Source organism: Oceanicella sp. SM1341, from assembly GCF_003448965.1.
Lineage (GTDB): Bacteria > Pseudomonadota > Alphaproteobacteria > Rhodobacterales > Rhodobacteraceae > Paroceanicella.
This window is the reverse complement of record NZ_QRGC01000024.1, coordinates 78444-93320: the sequence shown is the minus strand read 5'-3', so window position 1 is coordinate 93320 and position 14877 is coordinate 78444. Positions and strand designations below refer to the sequence as shown.

The following is a 14877-nucleotide window of genomic DNA, read 5'->3' as shown; positions in this document are numbered from 1 at the left end:
GGCTGGGGCGCTTCGGCATCACGATCTGAGGGGGCGGGCATGACACAATCCCCCGGCCCCCCGCGCGAGAGAGAAAAGCCCATGCGCCTCGACCGCACCGTGAGCGTCGGCAACCTGATCTCCATCGGCACGATGATCGTGGTGGTGACGGCGACCTACGCGACCATGCAGGCGCGCATCGGGGCGGTGGAGGATGCCGGCGCCGAGCGCACCCGCCGCGTCGAGCAGCTCGCCGACCGCATGCGCCTCGCCGAGATCACCGCCGCCGGCGACCGCCAGAAGCTCGACAACATCCTCGCCGCCATCGGCGAGCTCAAAACTGCGATCGAGCGGCGAAAGGAGTGAGAGGGGAAATCGCCCAGGCGTTGCTCGGGAGGCCCGCCTGGGCGAGATCGCCAACTCTCAGATCCGTATACTGTGAGCGGGCGGGAACTCCCCTGATGTCGGTGAGGGGGAAATCAGGGGTATCGGGCTGAGGGGCACGATTTACTGAGACTGTCCGCCAGCCAGTCAGCGAAATAGCCAACACACAATCCATAGCTTCAGGCGGTCATCTGCGCGAGTCGATTTTTGCATGAGGTCTGCCCAATCTCTTCCACCCGGAGATCCCCCATGAGAACATCCCCAAAAGGCGTGGCCGCCCTGGCCGCGCACGAGGGCCTTGTGCCCGCTCCCTACCGCGACACCAAGGGCATCTGGACCTTCGGCATCGGCCACACCGCCGGGGCAGGGGGCCCGGACCCCGGCGCCATGCCCACCGGCATGCCCGAGGATCTCGACGCGGCCATCGCCCGGGCGGTGAAGATCTTCCGCGCCGACCTCGCGCTGTGCGAGGCCCGTGTTTTGGCGGCGGTCGCCGTGCCCCTCTCGCAGCACGAGTTCGACGCGCTCGTGTCCTTCGACTTCAACACCGGCGGCATCACCCGCGCGCGGCTGGTGGAGCTGCTCAACGCCGGCGACCGGCGCGGCGCGGCGCTGGCCTTCGACAACTGGCACAAGCCGCCCGAGATCATCCCGCGCCGCGATGCCGAGCGCGAGCTGTTCCGCGCCGGCACCTACCCCGAGAAGCCGGTGCCCATCTGGCGCGCCGACACGGCCGGTCGCCTGCAGGGCGTGTTGCGGGTGATGCCGGTGGCGGAGTTCCTGGCGCTGGTGGAGCCCGAGCCGCTCGAGCCGGAACCAGACCCCGAGCCGGAGCCGCCCGCGCCCCGGCCGTCCCTCTTCGCCCGTATCCTCACCTGGCTGACAGGAGCCTGACATGCACACCATCCTCAACGCCCTCGCCCCCGTGGCGCTTGAGCTCGCCGGTACCCTCGCCTCGGTGCTGGTCGCCTGGCTCGCCCTCGTCGCGAAACAGCGCCTCGGACTCGATATCGAAGCGAAGCACCGCGCCGCCCTCGATGCCGCCATCATGACCGGGGTGCGGCTCGCGCTGCGCCGGGCCGGCGTGACGCTGCCGGCCACCGGCGCGCTGCCGGATGCCGCGCAGGTCGAGACTGCCGTCGATTACGTGAGGCGCTCGGTGCCCGATGCGGTGAAGAGGCTCGGCGCCTCCGAGGACGTTCTGCGGGCCAAGGTGGCCGCGGCGCTCGGTGGGGCGGGGTAGGACGCTGGCCCGCCGCTCCTGACACCAGCCCCCGCCGCCGCGGCGGGGGCCCGGGCTGCGCCAACAGCCCGAACCACACGGCCTAACTTTGAGACGAGACCGTGCCGACCAGGATCGAATCGAAGTGGTCGCCCGTGCCCGCGCGGGCCGCGCGACCTGACACGGATTCACCTCATGGAACAAGTGCGCGCTGCCGCACCCGTCGCCCCCTGGCTGGGCGGCAAGAGGGCCCTGCACCGGACCCTCATCGATCGCATCTCCCGCATTCCCCACAAGACCTACGTCGAGCCCTTCGTCGGCATGGGCGGTGTCTTCCTGCGCCGCCCCTTCCGTCCGCGGCTCGAGGTCGCCAACGACCGCAACGGCGAGATCGTGAACCTCTTCCGCATCCTCCAGCGGCACTACGCCTATCTCATGGACACGATGCGCTTCCACGTGACCGCCCGCGAGGAGTTCGAACGCCTGCGCCGGACCGACCCCGCCACGCTCACCGACCTGGAGCGCGCCGCCCGGTTCCTCTACCTGCAGCGCCTGGCGTTCGGCGGGCAGGTCAGCGGAGTGTTCGGGGTGTCGCCGACGAGCAGCCCGCGGTTCGACATCTCCCGGCTCGGTCCGCTGCTGGAGGCAGCGCATTCCCGGCTCACCCCGTCGCATCTGCGAATTAACCTTCTCTTAACCGTTCCGCGCCAATATGGAATTGTCCTGCCGCGCAATCACTCCCTCCCCTTGCGTCGGCGGGCTTGCTGTTTGTTGCGCAGGGTTAATCTTCTGCGTTTTCGTCCAGAGCAGCGAGTTCCGGGCGCTGGCTTTCCCCCGACCTTTCCAGCGCCCGGGACAAGATCGTTCGGTCGGGGTTTTCCCACGCCGCTTCCAGGTTTAGGTTGCAATTAATAAGGCTGCCGATGAGACCCTGCGGAGATTGGCCATGCGCTCCCCTTACGAGAATCTGCCTTCCGAGGCCTTTTGGCGCGCCGCAGTGGCGGAACGTCACCCGCAAGACATGGAGGGGTTGTATAAGCGCAAATTCGACATCCTCCCCGAAACCAAGATTGTTACTGCGGGCAGTTGCTTTGCCCAGCACCTCGGCCGTCACCTGAAGCGGAGAGGTTTTAATGTTCTCGACAAAGAGAGAGCTCCGGTAGGTTTGAGCGAGGCTGAAGCCCAACGGTTCGGCTACCAGCTCTACTCGGCGCGCTACGGCAATATCTATACGGTTCGTCAGCTTCTGCAGCTGCTGCAGGAAGCCACTGGAAAGGGCTGGATGGAAATCGAAGGGTGGGAGAAGAACGGCCGTTGGTACGACCCACAGAGACCCACTGTGGAGCCCTCTGGACTTGATAGCTTGGATGAGCTGATCGAACATCGACGGCAGCACTTGAGGCGGGTGCGCAGCGCGTTTTCTGAGGCACAAGTGTTCGTGTTCACTTTTGGCCTTACTGAGGCATGGGAACGCTGCGATACAGGAAGGGTCTATCCGACGGCCCCTGGTACGATCGCAGGCTCCTACGATCCTGAGAAGACACGCTTCAAAAATTTCCGCTTCGAGGAAATCATGAGCGACTTTCTGAAGGTTGTGGACATCGTTCGGGAGTTTAACCCGGACATACGCGTTCTAACGACTGTGTCGCCGGTACCACTTACAGCCACGGCTACAGGGAATCATGTGCTTACCGCGACGAGCTATTCCAAATCGGTGCTACGCGCTGTGACTGGTCAACTTTCTGAGGATAGCGCGTTTATCGACTACTTTCCTTCCTACGAGATAGTCACTGCTCCCTCGAGCAGAGGCTTCTATTTCGAACCGAACCTTCGATCCGTGAACAAAGCCGGCGTTGATAGGGTGATGGAGATCTTTCTGGGCGCGCATGGCGCTGACATCGCCGATCCGAGCGCTGCACGGAAAAGCAATACGGCCCGGAGGCGGGCCAGACTATCGAGTGAAGACGACGTTGTGTGTGAGGAAATCATGCTGGATGCCTTCTCTAAATGACCAAGATCTGCGTTATGGGGGATTCTCATCTCTGGACCATCCGGAAGGCGTTTTCTCAAGGTGCGAATCTGGAAGGCGTAGACGCCGTTCACTTCGCCGGAGCGGCTGGCACTGGACTCTATAGTCTTCAGGCAAACGGCTCCTTCATCCAATTGCCGGGTGATAACTATCGCAGCCTGCACGGCTTTGACGAAACCGGTTCGCTCGATATGAGCGAATTCTCTGCACTTGTGATCATCGGCCTCGGATCCTCCGTCCGGGCGTCCCTGCCACTCTATAATAGATGGCGGACGACCAAGATGGACACGGAGAAATCGGTAACTCTCGTATCACTTTCATGCTTCGCCACTGCTGAAGCAGGATTGCTCCGCCAGTGTGGGGCGATGACGGTCGCTGCTTGCATTCGCAGGGCTACGCAGGTGCCGATCGTAGTAATTCCCGACCCGTATCCGCTTTCTGAGATCACGCAGCGGGATGAGGCTTGGGATATTGTGGAGGCAGATCAATCGCTTCTCCGAGAACTCCACTGGGCGGCCGCTCGAGCAGCGCTGCCTGCGGGAGGCATTCTGATCGAGCAGCCTCCTGAGACGATGGACGGACTGCTCCATACCAAGACCGAGTTTTCAGCTAACATCTATAAGGAAGATCCCAGCAAGCGCGAATTTTACCACATGAACGAGGGCTACGGTCACTTATTGGTTAAAGAGCTGGACCTTTTCCTGTCTGCACTTATGGGCAGTAATTTGGATACATCTCTCGCGGCTGTATCTCAATAAGCGCTTTCAGATCTCTCTCTAAGCATGCGTCTAAGGTCGGTTAGGATCGCACGATAGGTTTCATGGGTCCAGTCCAGAGAAACCGTCTCGGACCTGATGGAAGTTCCGCCTTCCGAGAGCTTCAGGCCTCGGAGCTTCGCTGCTTCATTTGTCAGAACCGAAGCGATATTGCAGAGTATCGCTTCGGCTTCTGGGCTTTGCAGATTTTTCATAGCGGTCAGACCTGTTCACAGCTTCTCGATCTATGTGAGTGTCGGCCATAGCACTTAATGAACCATTAATGTCCGAACGCCATCATCATATGGCCCATCAACCGCCCTTCATCGACCGAGCCCCAAAAGGTCGTGATCGCCCGCAATTATGAGCTACTCCCCGATCGTTGGACAGGATCTGGCGTAATTTGAGCTACTCGTTGCACCTGCTGATCGAGTTGGTTGATATCATTTCTCTGCCGGTAAACCAGCGCCGGTGGCTTGCCGCCGAGTGCTGAGTGCGGGCGCTGGTGGTTGAAGAAGGTCATCCATTTCCAGATAGCCGCTTTTGTTTCCGAACCGGTCTCCCAGGCATGCAGGTGGACACACTCGTACTTCAGGGTGCGCCACAGCCTCTCGATGAAATGTTGTCGAGGAACCGGCCTTTCCCGTCCATCGAAATTCGCACGTCGGATCGGCGGAGCCTGTCCGTCCAGGCGAAGGACGTGAACTGGGATCCCTGGTCCGTATTCATGATCTCAGGCGGGCCGAACTTGTGGATGGCCTGGTTGAGCGCTTTGCCTCAGAGTTGGAGCGTTAGACGATTGATCCAGTGGATCAATCGTAGCGAGCAGCCGCAATGCGCCACGGGCTGTCCGCACGGCGTCGCCGTCGGCATCGGACCAGATCTTGTGCGGCTCCTCCGGGTCGCGGAGGAACTCGCCCAGGGCGCCGAAGGACCCCAGTGCCCAGGCGGTTCCGGCGTCGGACAGGAGGCGGTGCAGCAGTGATGCGGTCATGTCATGTCCTCCTCGGGGCGGGGGAGGGGCAGGCGCGTCCAGGGCAGGAGCCAGGGGGCTCCGCCTTCGGTGCCGCGCAGCACGGTGATGGAGAAGGCCTGTGCCAGCCGGATGTCGCCGAGCACCTCGGCGGGCGGACCGTCGGCCAACACCCGCCCGCCGACCAGCAGCATGAGGCGGTCGCAGAAACGTGCGGCAAGCGCAAGGTCGTGCAGGATCAGCGCCACGGCGCCGCCGGCCCGGGCGCGGGCACGCAGCAACTCGAGAATGTGAAGCTGGTGATGCGGGTCCAGCGCTGCCACTGGCTCGTCTGCGAGCAGCAGCGGCGCCTCTACCGCCAGGGCGCGCGCCAGCAACACTCTCATGCGTTCACCGCCCGAAAGCGTGTCGGCACGCCGTTGCGCGAGGGCGGATACCCCGGTCGCCTGCAGGGCGGCGTCAACGGCGCGGGTGTCTGCCGCCGGATCCGCCGGGCCGAGGCGGCCGCGATGCGGGAGCCGGCCGAGGGCGACGGTCTCGCGCACGCTGAGCGGCCAGTGCACCGCCGCACCCTGTTCGAGGTAGGCAACCGTGCGGGCGCGCTGCCGGGGCGAAGGGGTGTGGCCGTCCAGGGTCACCCGGCCGGCCTCCGGCTCCTGCAGCCCGGCAAGCAGCCGCAGCAGGGTGGATTTGCCGGCGCCGTTCGGCCCGATGATGCCGACGATTTCACCGGGGCGGAGGTGGAAATCCACCCCGTCGAGCACAAGGGTGCCACTCCGCCTCCCGGATCCGTGCCGGGCGGCAAGACCTTTTCCGACCAGATGCGTCATGCCGGGCCCCTCAGCCGCCGCAGCAGCCAGAACAGGAACGGCGCCCCGACGAGGGCGGTCACCACGCCCAGCTTCAGTTCCGGCTGGACCGGCAGCAGCCGCACGGCGATGTCGGCGGCGAGGGTGAGCACCGCGCCGCCCAGGGCGCTTGCCAGCAGCAGTGCCCCGGGTCGGTGCCCCACGGCCGGACGCAGCAGGTGCGGCACCACCAGCCCGACAAAGCCGATCGCCCCGGAGACCGCCACGGCACTGCCCACCGAGAGCGCCGTGCCCAGCACCACGCGCAGCCGCAACCCCACCAGGCTGAAGCCGAGGCTGCCGGCCGTGTCCTCGCCCAGGCTCAGCGCGTCGAGCGCCGGGGCGGTGGTCGCGAGCAGCAGCCAGCCCGCCGCCATCAGCGGGGCGGCGAGCAGCACGTGCTCGAAGCTCCTGTCCTGCAGCGAGCCCATCAGCCAGAACACGATTTCCAGCGCCGCGTAGGGATTCGGCGAGAGGTTGAGCGCGAGCGCCGTGAGCGCTCCGCACAGGCTGGAGATCGCCACGCCCGCGAGGATGATCTGCAACGTGCCCGCGCCGCGCCCGGCGATGGCGGCGATGGCCAGTGTGGCCAGCACCGCCCCGGCGATGCCGCCGAGCGGCAGTGCCAACGGCACCAGCAGTGCGAGGCCGGAGTAGAAGGCCGCCACGGCACCGAAGGCGGCCGCGGCGGAGACACCGATCACCCCCGGGTCGGCCAGCGGATTGCGCAGCAGGCCCTGCAGGGCAGCGCCGCTGATCCCGAGGCTGAACCCCACGAGTAGCCCGATAATCGCCCGGGGCAGGCGCAGCTCCGCAAAGACCAGCCGGGGAACGCTCTCGCGCCCGGACCACCAGTCCGCCAGGGCCGAGGGGATGTCGAGCGGCGCATAGCCGGTCGCCGCGGAGACGCCGGTGAGCAGGAGCGCTGCCAGCAGCAGGGCCGCAGTCAGCGCCTGGGAGCCGGGCACGCTGCTCATGGCGCGGCCGCCGCGATGCGCGCGGCGGCGCGCGACAGCCGTTCCGCGGCCTCCGCAACGCCGGGGCCGGCGCAGGTCCACAGCCGCGAGGGCAGGGGGATGATCTCGATCTTCCGCCCCAGCCGGCGCAGGGCGGGGTGATGCAGCGCCCGGGTCGCGAGCGCGGGCGGCCGCCCTTCCGGCGCGTCGATGATGAGCACGTCCGCGCCGGCGAGAATGGCCGTCTCGAGCGGAATTGTGTCGTAGGCCTCGAGGCCGAGCCGGCCGGCAAGGTTCTCGAACCCCGCACGGGTGATGATCTCGTCGACCAGCGAGCCCGGGCCGACCGTGAAGCCGTTGGGGCTGAGCACCAGCACGGTGGGTGGATGCGCGGGGCGCGGTGGCAGGGCATCGAGCCGCGCCTCGATCACGCGCAGCATGGCGCGGCCCTCCGCGGACTGGCCGAGTGCCGCGGCAAGGCGGATGATCTCGTCGCGCATCTCCGCCAGGGTGGAGGGCACGCCGGCCACGTAGACATCGCGCCCGGCGCTGCGCAGGAAACGTGTGGCCGCTCGCGTCGTGTACCGGCCGGCAAGCACCAGGTCCGGGTCGAAGCGGATCACCTCCTCGGCCAGCCCGTGATTCGCCGGAAACCGGGCCGCCTGGTCGGCGACGGGTGAGCTTGCCGGGTCCTGTGCCATCCAGGTGACGGAGGCAAGTCGCTCCTCCGGCAGCAGCGCGATCGCCAGCGCATCGGTGCACAGGTTCATCGACACCACGCGTTCGGGCGCGGCGGGGGCAGGCCCGGCCGTGGCCGGTGCTGCCTGCGCCAGCAACAGCGCGAGGCCAGCGGCTGCTCCGGCTCCCCGGAGCATCAGAAGGCCACCCTCAGCCCTGCATAGGCGGTGCGCCCGGCGCCGCCGTAGGTGTAGACCTCCTCGTATTCGGTATCGAAGAGGTTCTCGACCCGTGCGAACAGCTCGGCGGCTTCGCTCACCTTGTAGGCGGCGGCGAGGTTCACCAGCGTGTAGCTGTCCAGGCTCACCACGCTGCGGGTGTAGGCCGCGTCATACGCCCAGTCCTTCTGGGCGCCGTTCCACACGAGGCCCAGGTTCACGTTCGCCTTTCCGGAGAGGAAGCGGTAGTTCACATCGAGGCTGGCTGAATGGCGGGGCCGGCGCACCAGTTCGGCACCGGTGGCGTCCTCGCCGTTCATCCAGGTGTAGGAGGCGCGGAAGGTGAGCGCGTCCACTGGCTCCAGCGCAAGGCCCAGTTCCACGCCCTCGATGGCCGAGGTGCCCGCGACGTTCACCGAGGTCTCGCCGGTGCCCTGGATGAGATCGGTGATGCGCTGGTTGAAATAGGTCACGCTCAGGGTGCCGCGGTCCTGCCAGAAGGCCTGGTCGATGCCCATGTCCCAGCCGCGAGCGGTTTCCGGATCGAGATCGGGATTACCCTGGTAGGTGTCGGTGTAGCCGTAGAGCTCAAAGAGCGTGGGGTTCTTCACGCCCGTGCCGTAGGAGGCGCGCAGCTTTGTGCCGGTGGCGTCGAAGGTGTAGGCCGCCGTGGTGCGCCAGGTGGTGGCGTCGCCGAAGAGGTCGTTCATGTCCTGCCGCACGCTTGCGGTGAGGAACAGATCGTCCCAGAGGCCGAGCTGATACTCGCCCACCATGCCGGTCTGGCCGATGGAGCGGTCGAAGCTTGACCAGGCGCTCTCGCTGGTCGCCTCGTCCTCCTCGTATTCCAGGGCGAAGGTGATGCGGTGCGAGACCTCGGGCAGAGCCGTGGCCCGCAGCGCGAGGGTGCTTTGCCAGTCGAGCTTGGTCTTGTTGCCCTCGTAGCGACTGGTGACGGCGCCGTCGGCAAGATAGTTGAGCTGATGCTGGGTGCGGCTCACGCCGAAGGTGTTCTGCCAGCGGCCCTCGAACAGATCGAGCCGCGCCTGGGCCCTGCCAAAGAGCTGTCGGCCATCTGAGGCGGAGGGCGCGTCGGTGGCGCCGATCCCGCCGATGAAATCGTCGCTCTCGGCGCGAAAGTCCGTCCATCGGCCCACCAGGTCTATGCGAAGGTTCGACAGCGGGTCGAAGCCAAGCTTGGCAAAGCTGGTGGTGTTGCGATAGCCGTCGCGCTCCGGGTTGCCCAGCCATTCTGCGGCGCTCGAGAAGCCTTCGGTGCGCAGGGTTCCGATGCTGGCGAGGTAGTCGAACCCTTCCGTTGCGCCGCTCAGGGTGGCGTGACCGGAGAAGCTGGCCCTCGTGCCCCCTTCGATTTCGCCCGAGACGGAGGGGGCGCCTTCTCCCTTGCGGGTGATGATGTTGATCACGCCCCCCACCGCGTCGGAACCGTAGAGCGCGCTCTGCGGCCCGCGCAGGACCTCGATGCGGGCGATGTCCTGCGCCAGGAGATGGGCGAAGTCGAACTCGCTGCCGCTGGCCGGGTCGTTCACCTCGATGCCGTCGATGATGACGAGGGTCTGGTTGCCCTCGGAGCCGCGCAGGCGCACCTGGGTGAGGCCGCCGATCGTGCCGGTGCGGTTCACCGAAACACCGGGCACGCTACGCAGCACGTCGGAGACCACGCGCACCTGCCGCTCCTCCAGTTCCTCCGCCCCGATGATCGTGACGGCGCTGCCGACTTCGCGTTCGGGTGTGGGCACGCGGTTGGCGGTGAGCACGATCGGATCCAGCGTGATGGGATCGGCCTCGCTGCCGGCCTCGTCCTGCGCGGCGGCGGGAAGCGCGACGAGCGCTGCGAGAGGCAGGAGAGCGGGCAGGGGCAGACAACGGCCCTGAGGCCTGGGACGGATATGGAGCATGGGTTCCTCGAACGGGACGCCAGGTGGCACGTCACCGCGAACGAGACCCTCCCGGCAGGCGCCTCTCGGCATCCTGTCCGGATTGGCATCCATCGGCTCACCCCGTCCGACGCGCACGCGCATGACCACGACAGACGGCAGGTCTCCTGGCTCACGGGTCTCTGCGCGCCGTCGCCTTCCCGGGAGGTCCCAGTGGCGCGATGACGAAGCGCTCGCCGCTTACAGTTGCGGGGGCAGCCGCGGCATTGGGGCTGCACCCCGCACCGCGTTCCCTTTTGATCCCCGAAGGGAACCGTCTGTCCGGGCTCGTAAGTGTCGGAGGCGCGGGCGACAATGCGACGAAGGCGCGCATCATTTTCTGGCTCAGCGCGAAAGCCCCCATGACAGTTACTCCGCCGAACACGCATGAGGAGGCGACCGCCTGGACGCGTTCGTGCTTCCTGGGCAAACTGCGCTCCTGAAGCTTCTCAGTAGCTCTCGACTTCAGCTCTCGACGTCTGGCGCCGGGCGTCCGTCACGGAACATCCGAAGCTTTGGGCGGGCGGCAATCCGCGCGCGGAGAGCGTCTGGATCCAGCAGTGCGGCTTCCAGCATCCGGTTCCCGTGCGCCAAGAGGTCTGCCCGTTCGTCCGCGTCGAGCTCAAGCGTCTCAACATAGGCAATCCAGTCGCGGATCGACTGCACGTCAAACGGGTTAGGATCGTCGACGAAAGACTTGTGCATTTCGATATCACCGTTCACGTCCAGGGGGAGCGGGCAGGCCACCGGCACCCCGATGAACTCGTCAGAGCGTTCAAGGGGAGATCCGAAGCGTCCGCGCTCCCTGAAGATGCAGGTGCCCACCCGGATTACGTGAAGCGCTCCATGCCCGGTGTGACCGAACACTCGCGATGAAGGCGCCGCTGCTACACGAATCGCGAACGCCGAGCAGATCACTGTGGGTGGATTGTGGGTGGCTTCACGCAATCCGTTGCGTTTCGGTGCCTATCCGTTCCACTTGCGTTCTGTTCGGTCAAAATTGACCGTCCTGCAACGCCTTGAAATAAATGGATATTTGGAGCGGGCGACCGGGTTCGAACCGGCGACCCTCAGCTTGGGAAGCTGATGCTCTACCAACTGAGCTACACCCGCCTTGACGCGCAACATACAGTGCCGGGGGCCGGGCGCAAGCGGTATTTGCAGGGGGGGAGGCGGGCCCGCGCGGGGCCCGCCTCCGGGAAGATCAGCTCAGGCTGGCGCAGAAGGACTTGATGCGCGCGGCCGCGGCCTTCAGCGTGTCGTCCGAGGTCGCGTAGCTCACCCGGAAGTTCGGCGACAGGCCGAAGGCCGCACCGTGCACCACCGCGACGCCCTCGGCCTCGAGCAGCTCGGAGACGAAGTCCTCGTCGGTCTCGATCACCTTGCCGGCGGGGGTCTTCTTGCCGATCAGCCCCGCGATGGAGGGATAGACGTAGAAGGCACCCTCGGGGGTGGGGCACTCGATGCCCTCGCACTCGTTCAGCAGGCCCACGATCAGGTCGCGGCGGCGCTGGAAGTGCTCGAGGCTCATCGGGATGTAGTCCTGCGGGCCGTTGAGGGCCTCCACCGCCGCCCACTGCGAGATCGAGGACGGGTTGGTGGTCGACTGGCTCTGCAGCTTGCGGATGGCGGTGATGAGCTCCACCGGGCCGGCCGCGTAGCCGATGCGCCAGCCGGTCATCGCGTAGGCCTTGGAGACACCGTTGACCGTGAGCGTGCGCTCGTAGAGGCCCGGCTCCACCTCGGCGGGGGTGCAGAACTCGAACGGCGGGTAGGCGATGTGCTCGTACATGTCATCGGACATCAGCCAGACATGCGGATGGCGCATCAGCACCTCGGTGAGGGCCTTCACCTCGGCGCGGGTGTAGCCGGCGCCGGTGGGGTTGGAGGGCGAGTTGAACACCAGCCACTTGGTCTTGGGCGTGATCGCGGCCTCGAGCTGCTCGGGGGTGATCTTGAAGCCCTGGTCGAGCCCGGCCTCGATGACCACCGGCGTGCCGCCGCCCAGCAGCACCATGTCCGGGTAGCTCACCCAGTAGGGCGCCGGGATGATCACCTCGTCACCGGGGTTCAGCGTGGCCACCAGCGCGTTGTAGATCACGTGCTTGCCGCCCACGCCCACGGTCACCTGGCTGGGCTGGTACTTCAGGCCGTTCTCGCGCTCGAACTTGGCGCAGATCGCCTTCTTCAGCTCGGGGATGCCGTCGGGGGGCGTGTACTTGGTGCGGCCCTCGTCCATCGCGCGCTTGGCGGCGTCCTTGATGTTCTCGGGGGTGTCGAAGTCGGGTTCGCCGGCGCCAAGGCCGATCACGTCCCGGCCTGCGGCCTTCAGCTCCGCCGCCTTGGTGGTGACCGCCACGGTCGGTGAGGGTTTCACGCGGGCGAGGCTTTGCGAAAGGAAGGTCATCGGATGCTCCGGATGGGTCAGGAATGGCGCAGCAATACTGCCGCTACGTAAGAACGGCAAGCGGCGTGGTATACCGAATCGGCCCGGCCGCGGCTTTTTTCCCGGCCCCCGCCATGCTAGGGAGGGCCCCCCGGGACGAAACGACGAGAAAGGTGCGCCATGACCTCCGACGAAGACTGGGCCTCGGACGACTATACCGACGGCGCCGCCACCTTCGGCGACAGGGTGACGGCCGCGCGCGAGGCCCTCGGCCTCAGCGTCTCGCAGCTCTCGCGCCAGCTCGGCGTGAAGACCGAGACCATCCTGAACTGGGAGGCCGACCGCTCCGAGCCCCGCGCCAACAAGCTGCAGATGCTCGCCGGCGTGCTCAATGTCTCGCTGGTCTGGCTGATGACCGGCGAGGGCGAGGGCCCGGTGGTCGAGAGCGGTGCCGAAGGGCTGCAGGGGCCGATCCTGCAGGAAATCCGCGCCATCCGCATCGAGCAGCTCCGCCTGGCCGACCGGCTGGCCCGGCTGCTGCGCCGCCTGCCGGGCTGACGCGCGCGCCGCGGGGGCTGGACAGCGCCGGCCGCCGCGCCATCCTGCGAAGACGGGAACCACCCGCAAGACGTGAAGGGAGAGCAGCTTGGGCATTGGCGTTGATTATGGCGGCACGAAGATCGAGGCCGTCTACCTGAGCAAGGACGGCACCGAGGCCGGCCGCACCCGCGTGCCCACGCCGCGGGGCGATTACGAGGGCTCGGTGCGCGCCGTGGCGGACCTCGTCCGCCGGGTGGAACAGCAGGTGGGCGTGCAGGACGCGCCGGTGGGCGTGGGCATCCCCGGCTCGATCTCGCCGCACACCGGCTTCGTGCGCAACGGCAACGCCACCTGGCTGTTCGAACACGCCTTCGACAAGGACCTGGGCGCCGCCCTCGGCCGCCCGGTGCGGGTGGCCAACGACGCGAACTGCCTGGTGCTTTCCGAGGCGCTCGACGGGGTCGCGAAGGGCGCGAAATCGGTGTTCGGCGTGATCCTGGGAACCGGCGTGGGCTGCGGCACCGTGATCGACGGGCGCATCCTCGAAGGCTACAACGGCATCGGCGGCGAATGGGGGCACATCCCGCTCATCGCCACCACGCCGGAGGAGCTGCACGGGCCGAAATGCTTCTGCGGCCGGCACGGCTGCCTCGAGATGTGGCTCTCGGGCCCGGCGCTGGCCGCCGATTTCGCCCGGGCGGTGGAGCAGGGCGAGGCGCCCAAATCGCGCGAGGTGGTCGAGCTTGCCCAGGCCGGAGACCCCGAGGCCCGCGCCGCGCTCGACCGCCATGTCGCCCGGCTCGCGCGCATGCTGGGCATGATCGTGAACATCATCGACCCCGAGGTGATCGTGCTCGGCGGCGGGTTGTCGAACATGGAGCACCTCTATACCGAGGTGCCGGACGCCATGCTGCCGCATGTCTTCGCCGATTCCGCGAAGATCAACCTGCGCAAGGCGATGCACGGAGACAGCTCGGGGGTGCGCGGCGCCGCCCGGCTCTGGGAGCAGGATTATGGATTCGACTGAAGCACCCGAGATCACCCTCAAACGGCTGCGCATCCGCAGCTGGCGGCGCGGCATGAAGGAGATGGACATCATCCTCGGCGGCTTCGCCGACACGCGCCTCGCCGCCCTGAGCCCCGAGCGCATCGCCCGCTACGAGCTGCTGCTCGAGGAAAACGACCAGGACCTGTTCCTCTGGGTCACCGGCCGCGCGCCGGTGCCCGAGGCGCATGCCGGCATCGTCGCGGAGATCCGCGAAGGCATGGGACCAAAATAGGAACATTTTGTTCCGTCATTAACCGAAAATTTCGGGATCTGGCTCAGTCTCCTCCCCGTCAACATCAAGCGGGGAGAAGCGGAATGTCGTTCCTGTCGTCTATCAAGGGCTCTGACGCGACGCCTGAAAAGGTGTCGCTCGAAGGTTACATCGACATGCTGTCGCTGGTCGAACGCCTGCACCGGCTGCTTCTCGACGTGATCAAGGACGAGTTCGAGCGCCTCGGCGTGCTCGACATCAACGCGGTGCAGGCGCTCCTGCTGTTCAACATGAGCGACAACGAGGTGACGGCGGGCGAGCTCAAGAGCCGCGGCTACTACCAGGGCTCCAACGTCTCCTACAATCTCAAGAAGCTGGTGGAGGCGGGCTACATGCACCACCAGCGCTGCGACATGGACCGCAGGGCGGTGCGCGTGAAGCTCACCGAGCGCGGGGCGCGCATCCGCAAGGTGGTCTCCGACCTCTTCGCCCGCCACGCCGACGGGCTCTACCGCGAAGGCCGGCTGGACGGTTCCACCGTCACCGAGATGAACCTCGCCATGCAGCGGATCGAGCGCTACTGGAGCGATCAGATTCGCTACATCTACTGAGGCCGGGGCCGTGGTGCGCCACCCGCGTCTCCGACCGGCCGGCTGCAGCCCCGGGTTGCGGCGCGCAGCGGGGTGCAGCGCTGGCGCGAATCCGCCCGGGCC

The 14877-nt window shown here is 66.5% G+C and carries 17 protein-coding genes, 1 tRNA gene, 1 pseudogene and 1 riboswitch; of the genes and pseudogenes, 10 read left to right on the top strand and 9 right to left on the bottom strand.

Translation table 11 applies throughout. The annotated features are described in order from the left end of the window. Positions 1–81: 81 nt before the first annotated feature. The 6 genes from D3P35_RS19085 to D3P35_RS26275 all read left to right on the top strand — a co-directional run bounded on the left by D3P35_RS19085 (position 82) and on the right by D3P35_RS26275 (position 4372). A complete protein-coding gene (locus D3P35_RS19085) occupies positions 82–345 on the top strand; it encodes a hypothetical protein (protein WP_118136783.1) in 264 nt (87 codons plus the stop codon). A 267-nt stretch (positions 346–612) separates the two neighbouring features. Then, positions 613–1257 (top strand): lysozyme, encoded by a 645-nt coding sequence (locus tag D3P35_RS19080; protein ID WP_118136781.1) that lies wholly within the window; start codon positions 613–615, stop codon positions 1255–1257. 1 nt (position 1258) lies between these two features. Next, complete coding sequence (locus tag D3P35_RS19075; RefSeq protein WP_118136779.1) at positions 1259–1606, top strand: hypothetical protein; 348 nt, start codon at positions 1259–1261, stop codon at positions 1604–1606. Positions 1607–1780: 174 nt separating this feature from the next. Next, entirely contained in the window at positions 1781–2497 is a 717-nt protein-coding gene (locus tag D3P35_RS19070; RefSeq protein ID WP_118136777.1) for a DNA adenine methylase, read from the top strand. Positions 2498–2531: 34 nt separating this feature from the next. Beyond that, positions 2532–3596 (top strand): GSCFA domain-containing protein, encoded by a 1065-nt coding sequence (locus tag D3P35_RS19065; protein ID WP_118136775.1) that lies wholly within the window; start codon positions 2532–2534, stop codon positions 3594–3596. Continuing rightward, positions 3593–4372: a hypothetical protein gene (locus D3P35_RS26275; RefSeq protein ID WP_157982219.1), complete on the top strand. Its 780-nt coding sequence runs from the start codon at positions 3593–3595 to the stop codon at positions 4370–4372. The genes D3P35_RS19065 and D3P35_RS26275 overlap by 4 nt, the downstream gene beginning before the upstream one ends. Positions 4373–4730: 358 nt before the next feature. Here the strand turns inward: D3P35_RS26275 and D3P35_RS19060 are convergent. From D3P35_RS19060 to D3P35_RS19025, 9 genes and pseudogenes are all read right to left on the bottom strand, one after another. After that, a pseudogene (locus D3P35_RS19060) lies at positions 4731–5143 on the bottom strand (transposase); the annotation flags it as partial. Next, the gene (locus D3P35_RS26270; RefSeq protein ID WP_157982218.1) at positions 5103–5363 is read right to left on the bottom strand and encodes a hypothetical protein; all 261 of its coding nucleotides are present in this window, start codon (positions 5361–5363) and stop codon (positions 5103–5105) included. The gene D3P35_RS26270 and the pseudogene D3P35_RS19060, both read right to left, overlap by 41 nt. Then, entirely contained in the window at positions 5360–6172 is an 813-nt protein-coding gene (locus D3P35_RS19055) for an ABC transporter ATP-binding protein (RefSeq protein WP_118136771.1), read from the bottom strand. Before D3P35_RS19055 ends, D3P35_RS26270 begins: the two co-directional genes overlap by 4 nt. Then, positions 6169–7167, bottom strand: coding sequence for an iron ABC transporter permease (locus D3P35_RS19050; RefSeq protein WP_118136803.1), 999 nt, complete (start codon positions 7165–7167; stop codon positions 6169–6171). The genes D3P35_RS19055 and D3P35_RS19050 overlap by 4 nt, the downstream gene beginning before the upstream one ends. Continuing rightward, on the bottom strand, positions 7164–8021 hold the full coding sequence (locus tag D3P35_RS19045) for an ABC transporter substrate-binding protein (protein ID WP_118136769.1): 858 nt from the start codon (positions 8019–8021) through the stop codon (positions 7164–7166). Before D3P35_RS19045 ends, D3P35_RS19050 begins: the two co-directional genes overlap by 4 nt. Next, positions 8021–9961, bottom strand: a complete 1941-nt coding sequence (locus D3P35_RS19040; protein ID WP_198670703.1) for a TonB-dependent siderophore receptor — start codon at positions 9959–9961, stop codon at positions 8021–8023. The genes D3P35_RS19045 and D3P35_RS19040 overlap by 1 nt, the downstream gene beginning before the upstream one ends. Before the next feature lie 118 nt (positions 9962–10079). Next, a riboswitch (cobalamin riboswitch) is annotated at positions 10080–10273 on the bottom strand. A 171-nt stretch (positions 10274–10444) separates the two neighbouring features. Further along, positions 10445–10927: a hypothetical protein gene (locus tag D3P35_RS19035; protein ID WP_157982216.1), complete on the bottom strand. Its 483-nt coding sequence runs from the start codon at positions 10925–10927 to the stop codon at positions 10445–10447. Between the two features lie 89 nt (positions 10928–11016). After that, positions 11017–11092 (bottom strand) — tRNA-Gly (locus D3P35_RS19030). Between the two features lie 91 nt (positions 11093–11183). Then, positions 11184–12386: a pyridoxal phosphate-dependent aminotransferase gene (locus D3P35_RS19025; protein WP_118136763.1), complete on the bottom strand. Its 1203-nt coding sequence runs from the start codon at positions 12384–12386 to the stop codon at positions 11184–11186. A gap of 159 nt (positions 12387–12545) precedes the next feature. Here D3P35_RS19025 and D3P35_RS19020 point away from each other — a divergent pair, with 159 nt between their 5' ends. The 4 genes from D3P35_RS19020 (at position 12546) to D3P35_RS19005 (ending at position 14775) form a co-directional block, all read left to right on the top strand. Next, the gene (locus tag D3P35_RS19020; RefSeq protein ID WP_118136760.1) at positions 12546–12923 is read left to right on the top strand and encodes a helix-turn-helix transcriptional regulator; all 378 of its coding nucleotides are present in this window, start codon (positions 12546–12548) and stop codon (positions 12921–12923) included. A gap of 88 nt (positions 12924–13011) precedes the next feature. Beyond that, positions 13012–13932: an ROK family protein gene (locus tag D3P35_RS19015; RefSeq protein WP_118136758.1), complete on the top strand. Its 921-nt coding sequence runs from the start codon at positions 13012–13014 to the stop codon at positions 13930–13932. Then, positions 13919–14185, top strand: a complete 267-nt coding sequence (locus tag D3P35_RS19010) for a succinate dehydrogenase assembly factor 2 (RefSeq protein WP_118136756.1) — start codon at positions 13919–13921, stop codon at positions 14183–14185. The genes D3P35_RS19015 and D3P35_RS19010 overlap by 14 nt, the downstream gene beginning before the upstream one ends. 83 nt (positions 14186–14268) lie before the next feature. After that, complete coding sequence (locus tag D3P35_RS19005; RefSeq protein WP_118136754.1) at positions 14269–14775, top strand: MarR family winged helix-turn-helix transcriptional regulator; 507 nt, start codon at positions 14269–14271, stop codon at positions 14773–14775. Positions 14776–14877: the final 102 nt, after the last annotated feature.

Excerpts from the sequence above, each read along its gene's own strand:
- D3P35_RS19055 (WP_118136771.1), bottom strand. The coding sequence starts at position 6,172 with ATGACGCATCTGGTCGGAAAAGGTCTTGCCGCCCGGCACGGATCCGGG.
- D3P35_RS19005 (WP_118136754.1), top strand. The coding sequence starts at position 14,269 with ATGTCGTTCCTGTCGTCTATCAAGGGCTCTGACGCGACGCCTGAAAAG.
- D3P35_RS19045 (WP_118136769.1), bottom strand. The coding sequence starts at position 8,021 with ATGCTCCGGGGAGCCGGAGCAGCCGCTGGCCTCGCGCTGTTGCTGGCG.
- D3P35_RS19010 (WP_118136756.1), top strand. The coding sequence starts at position 13,919 with ATGGATTCGACTGAAGCACCCGAGATCACCCTCAAACGGCTGCGCATC.
- D3P35_RS19065 (WP_118136775.1), top strand. The coding sequence starts at position 2,532 with ATGCGCTCCCCTTACGAGAATCTGCCTTCCGAGGCCTTTTGGCGCGCC.
- D3P35_RS26275 (WP_157982219.1), top strand. The coding sequence starts at position 3,593 with ATGACCAAGATCTGCGTTATGGGGGATTCTCATCTCTGGACCATCCGG.
- D3P35_RS19080 (WP_118136781.1), top strand. The coding sequence starts at position 613 with ATGAGAACATCCCCAAAAGGCGTGGCCGCCCTGGCCGCGCACGAGGGC.
- D3P35_RS19075 (WP_118136779.1), top strand. The coding sequence starts at position 1,259 with ATGCACACCATCCTCAACGCCCTCGCCCCCGTGGCGCTTGAGCTCGCC.
- D3P35_RS19040 (WP_198670703.1), bottom strand. The coding sequence starts at position 9,961 with ATGCTCCATATCCGTCCCAGGCCTCAGGGCCGTTGTCTGCCCCTGCCC.
- D3P35_RS26270 (WP_157982218.1), bottom strand. The coding sequence starts at position 5,363 with ATGACCGCATCACTGCTGCACCGCCTCCTGTCCGACGCCGGAACCGCC.
- D3P35_RS19020 (WP_118136760.1), top strand. The coding sequence starts at position 12,546 with ATGACCTCCGACGAAGACTGGGCCTCGGACGACTATACCGACGGCGCC.
- D3P35_RS19070 (WP_118136777.1), top strand. The coding sequence starts at position 1,781 with ATGGAACAAGTGCGCGCTGCCGCACCCGTCGCCCCCTGGCTGGGCGGC.
- D3P35_RS19025 (WP_118136763.1), bottom strand. The coding sequence starts at position 12,386 with ATGACCTTCCTTTCGCAAAGCCTCGCCCGCGTGAAACCCTCACCGACC.
- D3P35_RS19050 (WP_118136803.1), bottom strand. The coding sequence starts at position 7,167 with ATGAGCAGCGTGCCCGGCTCCCAGGCGCTGACTGCGGCCCTGCTGCTG.
- D3P35_RS19085 (WP_118136783.1), top strand. The coding sequence starts at position 82 with ATGCGCCTCGACCGCACCGTGAGCGTCGGCAACCTGATCTCCATCGGC.